This window comes from Flavobacterium sp. A45 (assembly GCF_002001005.1).
Classification (GTDB): Bacteria; Bacteroidota; Bacteroidia; order Flavobacteriales; family Flavobacteriaceae; genus Flavobacterium.
On the sequence record NZ_MUNX01000076.1, the window covers coordinates 41,695 to 53,428 of the forward strand.

The window sequence follows — 11,734 nt, forward strand, 5'->3', positions numbered from 1 at the left end:
TTTTTGATTTTGAATCCAAATTAGATAGTGTTTAAATTGATGTTTTTATTACAGATTTATCGTTTAGGTAGCAGTTGAAGTCGATTTTATGTTTTTTTGAAGGTAATACTTATTTTTAAAATACAATCGGTTGTGTTTTTATAAGAGTTTTGGTTAGTTTGTCAATGAGCATTTGTTTTGTAATTACTTTATTTTGAAAAGTTACTTAAACCTTTAAGTAATAGAAGAAAAAAGGGTTTTTTAAAGAATAGGTGCTTTTAAAGCCTTGATTATGTTGAGTTTGTTGGGTGTTGTTTTTGGGTTTGCAATTTTATTATGTTCTTGTTTAAAAAGTAGATATTTATTCTTTTTTTATTGAAATAATAATGAATAATGTAATTTTATCATTAGAAATTTTAATAATACACAATTGAAGTTTAGTGATGCTGGAATAAGTTTAACAATACATTTAATCATTTGGAATGGAGATAGGATTTCTTTTTTTTCTTGTTTTTGGTATCGTGATCTTTATAGTTTTATTACTGTCTTATAGTCTGTGTTTTAAGCGGTCTAAGACTGGGAGGAATTTGTTGTTTTTAATTCAGAAGAGTTATAAAAAGCACATTTTTTTTGATGAGATCGGTGCTTTTGAGCAAAACAATGAAAGTGAAAGAATGTATGACAATCCATTGTGTTTAGTTATTTAAGAAATCTATTATACTCCGTAATCATAACAATTAAACAATAACAATTAAATAATAATACATGTACTATATAGGATATGATATAGGAAGTTCTTCGGTCAAAGTGGCTTTGGTTGATGCTATTACAGGTGAAAAAATTATTGCCCTGCATGAACCTGCTGATGAAATGGCTATAATTGCTTTTCATAAGGATTGGGCTGAACAAGATCCTGAACTTTGGTGGGAATATATTTGTACGGCTACCAAGCGTGCCATTAAAGAAGCGAATATTGATGCTTCAAAAATTTCGGGTATCGGGATATCGTATCAAATGCACGGATTAGTTGTCGTAGATAAAGAAGGTACTGCTTTACGCAATGCCATAATATGGTGTGACAGCAGGGCAGTAGCAATAGGAGATAAAGCTTTTGAAGAAATTGGACAAGAGAAATGTGCAACTCATTTGTTAAATTCTCCAGGAAATTTTACGGCTTCCAAATTGAAGTGGGTAAAGGATAACGAGCCTGAAATTTATAAAAACATCTACAAATTCATGTTGCCGGGTGATTTTATTGCTTTTAAACTTACAGGCAAAATAGTATCTACCCGAAACAGTTTATCCGAAGGGATTCTTTGGGATTACAAAGAAAATAAGGTAGCCGATTTTTTATTGGATTACTACGGAATTGACACAGCTTTGACACCAGACTTGGTTGATAATTTTACAAACCAAGGCGAATTGAGCGACAAAGCTTCAAAAGAATCGGGTCTTCCTATTGGTATTCCAGTGGTGTATCGCGCAGGTGACCAGTCCAATAATGCGTTGTCTTTGAATATTTTTAAACCGGGTGAAGTGGCTGCAACTGGAGGTACATCAGGAGTTTTGTATGCTGTTACCGATAAATTAAACTCTAAAGAAATTTCTAGGGTAAACAGTTTTGTTCATGTAAATTATACACAGGAGCAACCTATCGTAGGGAAATTGTTGTGCATTAATGGAGCTGGAATACAATACCGATGGTTGCGCAATCATAGCGTGGTTGATTCTTACGAGAATATGAACCGTAAAGCGTCTAAAATTCCTGTTGGATCAGATGGAGTTGTAGTTATTCCTTTTGGGAATGGAGCAGAGCGTATGCTGAACAACAAAAACGTGGGGACTCATTTTTTGAATTTAAATTTAAACAAACACAGTCACGGTCATTTGTACAGGGCAGCGCTTGAAGGAATTGCATTTTCATTTGTTTACGGTATGGAAATCATGAAAAATGACAATACTGAGATTAAGGTAATTCGAGCCGGAAATGACAACTTGTTTCGATCTGAAATTTTTTCGAATACGGTAGCAACATTGATTGGGCACGAGATTGAAATATACAATACTACGGGATCCGTTGGTGCGGCTAGAGCAGTTGGGCTTTTGGATGGTGATTTTGAAAAATTTGGTGAAAATATTATCAAGAATGACCATGTGATGACATACATGCCTTTGAAAAATAACGAACCATATCTGGAAGCTTACAATAATTGGAAAAAAGAATTAGAATTAATACTAACAAAAAAATAAAAGAAGATGAGCATTATTTTAGGAAATAAAGAATATTACAAAGGAATTGGGGAAATTCAGTTTGAAGGGAAGGATTCAGATAATCCATTGGCTTTTAAATACTACAATCCAGACCAAATCGTAGCTGGAAAAACAATGCGTGAACACTTTAAATTTTCAATCGCTTATTGGCACACTTTCTGTGGTCAAGGTTCTGATCCGTTTGGACCAGGAACCCAGCATTTTGCTTGGGATCAGCCTACCGATGCCATCGCAGCGGCAAAAGAAAAAGCCGATGCTGCATTTGAATTTATTACCAAAATGGGATTTGATTATTACTGTTTTCACGATTATGACTTAGTTAGAGAAGGAGCCACTTTCGCAGAATCAGAAAGCAGATTGGCTACCATTACAGACTATTTGAAAGAAAAGCAAGCCGCTTCAGGAGTGAAATTGCTTTGGGGAACAGCAAATTGTTTTTCAAACCCAAGATATATGAACGGTGCAGCTACCAATCCAGATTTTAATGTTGTGGCTAGAGCAGGTGGTCAAGTAAAATTGGCCTTGGATGCTACCATTGCATTGGGAGGAGAAAACTATGTGTTTTGGGGTGGACGTGAAGGGTATATGACGTTATTGAACACGGATATGGGAAGAGAATTAGACCACATGGGACAATTTTTGATTCAGGCCAGAGATTATGCAAGAGCGCAAGGATTTAAAGGAACTTTCTTTATCGAGCCAAAACCAATGGAGCCAATGAAACATCAATATGATTTCGACAGTGCTACAGCTATTGGTTTTTTGCATAAATATGGTTTAGAGAAAGACTTTAAAATGAATATTGAAGTGAATCACGCTACATTGGCTCAGCACACTTTTCAACACGAAATTGAAGTGGCTGCCAAAGCTGGAATGTTAGGAAGTTTGGATGCTAATAGAGGAGATTACCAAAACGGATGGGATACAGACCAATTTCCAAATAGTATTCAGGAAGTTACTGAGGCTATGTTAGTTTTCCTAAAAGCTGGTGGACTTCAAGGCGGCGGAGTGAATTTTGATGCTAAAATTAGAAGAAACTCTACCGATATGGAAGATGTATTCTTAGCGCACATTGGCGGAGCCGATACCTTTGCAAGAGCATTATTGACAGCAGACAAAATTATTACTTCTTCTCCTTATGACAAATTAAGAACACAGCGTTACAGTTCTTTCGATTCAGGAAACGGAAAAGCATTTGAAGAAGGAAAATTGAGCTTGAAAGATTTGTATAAAATTGCCCAAGATAATGGCGAGCTGAATTTACAAAGCGGTAAACAAGAGCTTTTTGAGAATATCATCAACCAATACATATAAATAACCAACAACCTATTTTGAGTGTTTAGTGATAGCCGTTAGAGATAGTCTTAGGTTGTTATTTTGATTTTGATTGCATCAAACTAACAACAGAAGAGCTTGCCAAAAGTGTTGTGTGAATAATTCTGCTTTTGGTCATCACTAATGGCTAATCACTTTTGCTAATAATAGTGATTTGAATGGGTACAGATGTATAGCATTAAAGTTAAGTTAAGTTAAGTTGAGTTGAGTTGAGCAAAAAGCAGTATCGAGATTTTTTGAATTTGGTTAATTAAATTGACCTCGGTACGCTTTTGCTTTTTTTGTCTTAAACCTTAAAATAATCAATCGTTTTTAAGGTTATTATACGGTTTTTGATAAATATTTCCTTTCTGTTGTTTTTTAAATGAAAAAATAACTACCCAATACACCCAAAAAAGCCAATGAAAACATTACTAGTTTGCGATTATCTAGTTTTTCTAGTTGCTGGATATGGCGATTCTATGTATAAAGGCCAAGCAAAATTTTATTGAATTTCAGTGTATTGTGTTTGGAATAAGCTGCCAAAGGAGCATGGATAACCCGACCATATTATAAAAGAGGCAAAATAAGCGTATTGTGAGTTGGCCTATTTTTTTTTTAAATAGGACCACACTCAAAAGGGTTGGTTGAATAAAATAGTAAATAACTCCCTTTTGAACAGGGAATAAAATAAATTGAAATGAAATTTTTTATTGATACAGCGAATTTAAGTGAAATTGCAGAGGCTCAGGCCTTGGGAGTATTAGATGGCGTAACGACCAATCCGTCGTTGATGGCCAAAGAAGGAATTACTGGTGCAGATAATATTTTGAAACATTATGTTGCGATTTGTAATATTGTTGATGGAGATGTTTCGGCAGAGGTGATTGCGACAGATTATGAAGGAATGGTTCGTCAAGGCGAAGAGTTGGCAGCTTTGCATCCGCAAATTGTGGTAAAACTGCCTATGATTGCTGCCGGAGTTAAAGCGTGTAAATATTTTTCGGATAAAGGGATCAGAACCAATGTAACATTGGTTTTTTCGGTAGGACAAGCATTGTTGGCTGCCAAAGCGGGTGCGACATATGTGTCTCCATTTTTAGGAAGGCTGGATGATATTTGTACAGATGGAATGGGATTGATTGCCGAAATCAGACAGGTATATGACAATTATGATTTTGGGACACAAATTTTATCGGCTTCGGTTCGAAATACAATGCATGTTATTAATTGTGCCAAACTAGGATCGGATGTGATGACAGGGCCTTTATCCTCAATTACCGGATTATTGAAACACCCATTGACCGATAGCGGATTAGCACAGTTTTTGGCCGATTACCAAAAAGGAAACTAAGTATGGAAATCAGTAAATTACAAGATATAGTATCCCAAACCAGAAGGGATATTTTGAGAATGGTACACAAAGTAAACTCGGGACATCCGGGAGGTTCTTTGGGCTGTACAGAGTTTATGGTGACATTGTATAATGAAATAATGGAATTGAAAGAGGGCTTTGATATGAACGGACTCCATGAGGATGTTTTTTTCTTGTCTAATGGGCATATTTCGCCAGTATTTTATAGTGTTTTGGCTAGAAAAGGATATTTTCCTGTTGAAGAATTAAACAGTTTCAGATTGTTGAATTCAAGGCTACAAGGACATCCCACTACACATGAAGGGCTGGAAGGAATTAGAATTGCTTCTGGTTCATTGGGGCAAGGAATGTCAGTTTCGATAGGAACGGCTTTGACCAAAAAGTTAAATAATGACTCAAATTTGGTTTATAGTTTACATGGAGATGGGGAATTGCAGGAAGGTCAAAACTGGGAAGCCATAATGTTTGCTTCGGCCAAAAAAATTGATAACTACATTGCTACAATAGACTTTAACGGACAACAAATTGACGGGCCTACGGATAAAGTCTTGAATATGGGTAGTTTGAAAGCCAAATTTGAAGCCTTTGATTGGGATGTTGTAGAGATTAAAGAAGGAAATAATGTAGAAGCCATAATCAAAGGAATGGAAGAAGCGAAGTCTAAAACAGGAAAAGGAAAACCAGTTTGTGTATTGCTTCACACTATCATGGGACATGGTGTCGATTTTATGATGTACACGCATGCTTGGCACGGGAAAGCTCCGAATAATGACCAATTAGCAAATGCATTGGGACAAAATCCAGAAACTTTAGGAGACTATTAACTCCCTAACCCCTGAAGGGGAATGAATTAGTGAAAACTAAATTAATTTAACATAAAAACCTATTTACCCCAATAGGAACTCCCCTCCTTCGGAGGGGTTGGGGGAGGAACAATGAAAAAATATACCTATACAGAACAAAAAGATACTAGAAGTGGTTTCGGTGCCGGTCTTGCCGAGTTGGGACGTACTAATCCAAATGTTGTGGCTTTGTGTGCAGATCTTATCGGATCACTTAAAATGGAAAAATTTATAGAGGAAAATCCGGAGCGTTTTGTTCAAGTGGGAATTGCCGAAGCTAATATGATGTGTATCGCAGCTGGTATGACTATTGGTGGGAAAATACCATTTACGGGAACTTTTGCCAATTTTTCTACAGGAAGAGTGTACGACCAAATTCGCCAATCTATCGCTTACTCGGATAAGAATGTAAAAATTTGTGCTTCACATGCTGGTTTGACCTTGGGAGAAGACGGAGCCACCCATCAAATATTGGAAGATATTGGATTGATGAAAATGCTGCCAGGAATGACCGTAATCAATACCTGTGATTACAATCAGACTAAAGCGGCTACCATCGCCATAGCCGATTATGAGGGACCGGTTTATTTGCGTTTTGGACGCCCTGTTATTCCAGTTTTTACGCCAGAAGATCAAAAATTTGAAGTCGGTAAAGCAGTTATGATTAATGAAGGTGCAGATGTAACTATTGTAGCAACGGGACATTTGGTTTGGGAAGCTATTTTGGCTGGCGAAGCACTTGAAAAGTTAGGAATCGATGCCGAAATTATCAATATCCACACCATTAAACCATTAGATGATGAAGCGATTTTAAAATCGGTGGCTAAAACAGGTTGTATCGTAACCTGCGAAGAACACAATTATCTTGGAGGACTCGGTGAAAGCATTGCGGGATTATTGTCATTAAATCGGCCTACTCCACAAGAGTATATTGCCACCAAAGATACTTTTGGCGAAAGCGGCACCCCAGCACAATTGATGGAAAAATATGAATTAAATAGTGAAGCAATTGTCAAAGCTGTGCAAAAAGTAATGCAGCGTAAACAAAAGTAAGATTCTTAAACGATGGCAGATTAGATTTTTTTGTAATTAGAAATGGCAATGGAATGGAACTGTTGAAATATGTTGCCATTATTTATATAATTCTCCATTTGAATGGGCAAAGTTGTAGTATGAAAAATAATTATGATCAGTAAATCTGTTTCTTTGTTATTTTTTAGTAAAATGATTTTAAGAATTCAATAAAAATCCACAAGCTTGCATTGTAATTTTCTATATTTGAATATAAAACACCATCTAATTTGGAATCAAAAAAGTTATCACATATATTCGGGTTAGTTCAATTACTTTTTATAATTGGTTTCCTTCCGGTAAATCAACTGTTCTCTCAAAAAAATTTTGAGGGCTATCAATTTATTAGTATAAAAGAAGGGATTTCCAAAAGAGCCGTTACCTGTATCACCCAAGATCGTTATGGGTATATGTGGATAGGTACTTATGGAGCGGGATTGTATAAATATGATGGTATAAACTATACTGCATTTGAATTTGATTGGCAAAAACAAGGTTCCATTAATAGTAATTTAATTTACAGTACTTATGTTGACCTCAATAACACATTATGGATAGGAACCGATCAAGGAATTTGTTTTTACAATCGAGAGCTTAATAAATTTGAGAGTATCAGTCTAAAAGTTGGATATTTAAAGAGTTGCAAGAATAGTATTGGTGTAAAAAGTATTATTCAGGATAATTTTGGAAATTTAATTTTGGGAACCTATGAATATGGGGTCTTTAGGTTAAATTTAAAAACGCACAGTGTTTCATTTATCAAATCGGATGTTACTTCCAATGACGATTACCAAATTAATTGTTTGGCCAAAAATAAAAAAGGAGTTATTTATTTTGGAACCAGTTATGGTTTAAAGGTCTTGGAATACAATGGTAACCTTGTCAAGAAGGTTGTAAATAAGTCAGGACAACAATTGGCACCCGAATATATTGAATCCGTTGTTGTCGATAAAAATCAAAATTTGTGGTTGGGTTCTTTTTATGATGGATTGAAAAAAATCACCATAAATCAAAATGATTTTACCCAAGAGAATTTCTCTATTACAAAAAAGAGAATAATGTCAATATTGAATCTTGAAGATAATTCTATTTTATGTGCTACAGAAAATGACGGTTTATTTTTGATAAGTAATAAAGGAAATGTCATTAAAAAGTATGAATACAATAATGCAGTAATCAATAGTTTAAAATCAAATTCTATTTGGTCATTATATTCAGATAAGGAAAATAGAGTGTGGCTGGGGTATTACAATAAAGGAGTTGATGTTTTTGATAAATTGTACAGCAAATTTAATGTAATAGGCAGTGAGCGTACTAATTATCCAAATGCGCTTCAAACTGGTTCTGTAACAGGTATTGCCAAAGATAAATCTGGAAATTTATGGATTAGTATGGAAGGCGGTGGTGTTGATGTATATAATCCCACCACCAAAAGCTTTAAGCATATAAACAGCAAAAACAGCTCATATATTTCCGGATTAAAAAATGATGATATTCAAACTGTCTTTATTGACAGTAAAGAGAATGTATGGGTTGGGAGTTGGAATGAAGGAATTTATTTTCTAAAAAAAGGATCCAATAGTTTTGTGAATTTTGACACCAATAATACAAAAGGAATAACTTCAAATCGGATGTTGAGTTTTTCCGAAGATTCAAAAGGGATAATTTGGATTGGGACTTATTTAAAGGGATTACATTATTACAATCCAGCAGAAAATAAATTTTATCACTGCGATTTTAAGCTATTTGCAAAACAAGGGTTAACAGATGGAGATATTCGAAAAGTTTTGGTCGATTCAAAAGATGTGATTTGGATTGGTTCTACTCAAGGATTGTTTCGGGTGACACATGATGCCAATTTTAAATTCACTGTCCAGCCGATGAAGAACAAAATGATGAAATACAAAAGTATGCAAAAAACGCAAACCGTTTTGTCTTTGTATGAATCAAAAAACAACCAAATATGGATTGGTACCGATGGAGCAGGACTATTTAGTTACAATCCGAAAAATGATAAATTTGATTGGTATTATAATTTAAAAGGATTGACTGAAAAATCAGTAGCAGCAATCATTCAAGATAAAGTTGGGGTTATATGGATAAGTGGAAAAGCAGGTATTACCAAAATTGATTTGAAAAACCACGTAGCTCTTAATTTCACTATTGTTGATGGGCTTTTGGGGAATGATTATAATAATAATTCTGTTTTAAAAGATGAAGAAGGGGATTTGTATTTTGGGAGTTATGAAGGATTGAATTATTTTAACCCAAAACAAATTTTAAAAAACAAGAAAGAACCGTCGCTTTATTTTAGTGATTTTAAGCTTTTTAATAAATCGGTAAGTCTTACTGATGAAGATTCTCCTTTGTCTAAAGTTATTTCGGAAACAGATACTTTGGTTTTGAATCACAATCAATCCGTTTTTACAATAGAATATGTTGGGTTAAATTTTTCACATCCTGGAAAAAATGAGTATGCTTATTTTTTAGAAGGTTTTGAGAATGATTGGAATTTTGTAGGCAGTAAAAGAGCGGCTACTTATACCAATTTGCCTTCTGGAGATTATGTATTCAATGTAAAATCAGCCGATAGAGGTGGTGCATGGAACAAGGAACCGTTGCAATTGCATATAAAGGTATTACCGCCTTTCTGGAAATCTATCTGGGCTTATTTATTTTATATTTTAAGTATTGTAATTGGTAGTTATTTTTTGAAAAAACACCTTCAAAAAAGATTTCAGGAAAAACAGGCCATTCAGTTTGAAAGAGAGAAAACGATTCAAGTTGAAAGATTGAACGAGAAAAAACTTCAGTTTTTTACAAATATATCTCATGAGTTTAGAACTCCTCTTACTTTGATTATTAATCCATTGGAAGATATAATTAAAAATAAGAGTTTTGGTTTGCCAAATGAGGTAATGAATAAACTTCAAATTATTCATAAAAGTTCGGATAGACTTTCAAGGTTAATTAATGAGTTAATGGATTTTAATAAACTGCAATTCAATAAAATGACTTTGCATGTGCAGCAAATTGAGGTTGTTAATTTTACCAAAAACATAGTCAGTTATTTTGAAGAAGAAGCCTCAAGTCGCCATATTGATTTGAAGTTTGAATCTAATGTTGAGACTTTGTACGATTGGTTGGATCCTAAAATGTTTGAAAAGATTATCTTCAATATAATATCCAATGCTTTCAAAGTAACTGCAGATAATGGTACGATAAGTGTTAGAATTAATGCCAGCCAAAAATTGTCTTATTTGCCATTGGCAGATAGTCAAGATGATGTAGAAACATTTGAAATTGCTATTGAAGATACGGGAGCTGGATTGAATAAGAAGGATATTAAAAGAATTTTTGATCGTTTTTATCAGGTCAATAATTTGAATAAAACCTATTATGGTAGTACTGGGATTGGTCTTGAAGTAGTTCGTGGGTTTGTAGAGTTGCATAAGGGAAAAATTGAAGTTGACAGTATATTAGGCGTGGGAACCACATTTACTGTCGTGTTTCCATTAGGGAATGAATATTATAAAGATTTTGAAATAGTAGACGAGGAATACCAACTGACTCTTCGAGAAAATATAGTGCATGAAACAAAAAATAGTGAAGAGTTTGTTCCAGCAACAATAGAGATTGATAAAGTGCACACCGTTTTGATTGTTGAAGATAATACAGAATTGAGAAATTATCTAAAAGATGAGTTAAAGAAAACCTATAAAGTAATTGTTGCCGAAAATGGTAAAAAAGGATTTGAATTAGCCAAGCAGAAATTACCAGATTTAATTTTGACCGATGTTATTATGCCTGTCATGAATGGACTTGAATTGTGTAAAAGTGTAAAAGCCGATATAAAAACAAGTCATATTCCGCTATTGATGCTCTCTGCGAAAGCGTTAGTGCAAGACAGATTGGAAGGAATTGATTCAGGCGCCGATATGTACATGAGCAAACCATTTGACATGGATGTGTTAAAATCCAGTTTGTGTCAGTTGATCAACAGCAGACAAATAATGTTTAATAAATTCTATAAGGGAATTACAAAAAATGCAAAAGAGAAGACAACCACTCTGGATAATGATTTTATTCAAAAAACGCTTAATTACATTCACGAAAACATAAGTGAACCTGATTTGAGTGTTGAGGTTCTTGCTTCCAATACATTTTTAAGCAGAAGTCAATTGTATCGAAAAATAAAAACATTGACCGGAGTTTCGGCAAATGAATTTATTAGAAACGTACGCCTTGAAAAAGCAAAAGAATTGATTCAATTAGGAAATAATAATATCAATGAAATAAGTTATAAAGTAGGTTTTACGTCTGCTTCTTATTTTACAAAATGTTATAAATCTAAATACGGCCATCTCCCTACTCAAATAGTAAAAGAAACAGATGATTTAGATTAGACATATTTTTTAAAATTATAAAGAGAGCTCATTTTGAGCTCTCTTTTTTTTTGGCTTTGAATTTCCGAAAGCAAAGTTAAATTTTGAAATGCTACTACTTGATTTACATATGACAAGATTAAAGCAAATAGGAAGGAAATTAAAAAGCATTCCAGTTTCTATAAAGCTTAAAGATCAAATTAATAATTGATTTAATCAATAATTAAAACGATGCTTAAAATCAAAAAAACAATCAGGTTCTTTTCCTTTTGATTTTTTGATATCGAAATCTTAATTCAGAAAAAATATGCGTTTTTCATAATTATTAATAATGAAAAAAAAATACTTTATTTTTTTACATAATAAAATAATAAATAAAATGTATTGATAAAGTGATAAATTATTGGGATAAACAAGTGAAAAAGCGTAATGTCGTGAAAATCTAGTTTTTATGGGCGTTTATGCTACAAATGTGTTAATTTTTGCAACATCTGTAC

6 protein-coding genes are annotated in these 11,734 nt (G+C 33.8%); all 6 read left to right on the forward strand.

Annotated features, from left to right (window positions below):
• Window positions 1–744: 744 nt before the first annotated feature.
• Complete coding sequence (locus B0E44_RS08970) at window positions 745–2,229, forward strand: xylulokinase (protein ID WP_077373263.1); 1,485 nt, start codon at window positions 745–747, stop codon at window positions 2,227–2,229.
• Between the two features lie 6 nt (window positions 2,230–2,235).
• A complete protein-coding gene (xylA, locus tag B0E44_RS08975) occupies window positions 2,236–3,564 on the forward strand; it encodes a xylose isomerase (RefSeq protein ID WP_077373266.1) in 1,329 nt (442 codons plus the stop codon).
• 700 nt (window positions 3,565–4,264) lie between these two features.
• Window positions 4,265–4,918: a fructose-6-phosphate aldolase gene (gene fsa / locus B0E44_RS08980; protein ID WP_077373269.1), complete on the forward strand. Its 654-nt coding sequence runs from the start codon at window positions 4,265–4,267 to the stop codon at window positions 4,916–4,918.
• A gap of 2 nt (window positions 4,919–4,920) precedes the next feature.
• The gene (locus B0E44_RS08985) at window positions 4,921–5,763 is read left to right on the forward strand and encodes a transketolase (protein WP_077373284.1); all 843 of its coding nucleotides are present in this window, start codon (window positions 4,921–4,923) and stop codon (window positions 5,761–5,763) included.
• 111 nt (window positions 5,764–5,874) lie between these two features.
• Window positions 5,875–6,834 carry a transketolase family protein gene (locus B0E44_RS08990; protein ID WP_077373287.1) on the forward strand — a complete coding sequence of 320 codons (960 nt, stop codon included), beginning with the start codon at window positions 5,875–5,877 and terminating at the stop codon, window positions 6,832–6,834.
• 248 nt (window positions 6,835–7,082) lie between these two features.
• Window positions 7,083–11,258 carry a hybrid sensor histidine kinase/response regulator transcription factor gene (locus tag B0E44_RS08995; protein WP_254423274.1) on the forward strand — a complete coding sequence of 1,392 codons (4,176 nt, stop codon included), beginning with the start codon at window positions 7,083–7,085 and terminating at the stop codon, window positions 11,256–11,258.
• The last annotated feature ends 476 nt before the right edge of the window (window positions 11,259–11,734 follow it).

What these genes read in the sequence shown, in the direction of transcription:
- B0E44_RS08990 (WP_077373287.1), top strand. Translation starts at nt 5,875, where the DNA reads ATGAAAAAATATACCTATACAGAACAAAAAGATACTAGAAGTGGTTTC.
- B0E44_RS08985 (WP_077373284.1), top strand. Translation starts at nt 4,921, where the DNA reads ATGGAAATCAGTAAATTACAAGATATAGTATCCCAAACCAGAAGGGAT.
- B0E44_RS08970 (WP_077373263.1), top strand. Translation starts at nt 745, where the DNA reads ATGTACTATATAGGATATGATATAGGAAGTTCTTCGGTCAAAGTGGCT.
- fsa (WP_077373269.1), top strand. Translation starts at nt 4,265, where the DNA reads ATGAAATTTTTTATTGATACAGCGAATTTAAGTGAAATTGCAGAGGCT.
- xylA (WP_077373266.1), top strand. Translation starts at nt 2,236, where the DNA reads ATGAGCATTATTTTAGGAAATAAAGAATATTACAAAGGAATTGGGGAA.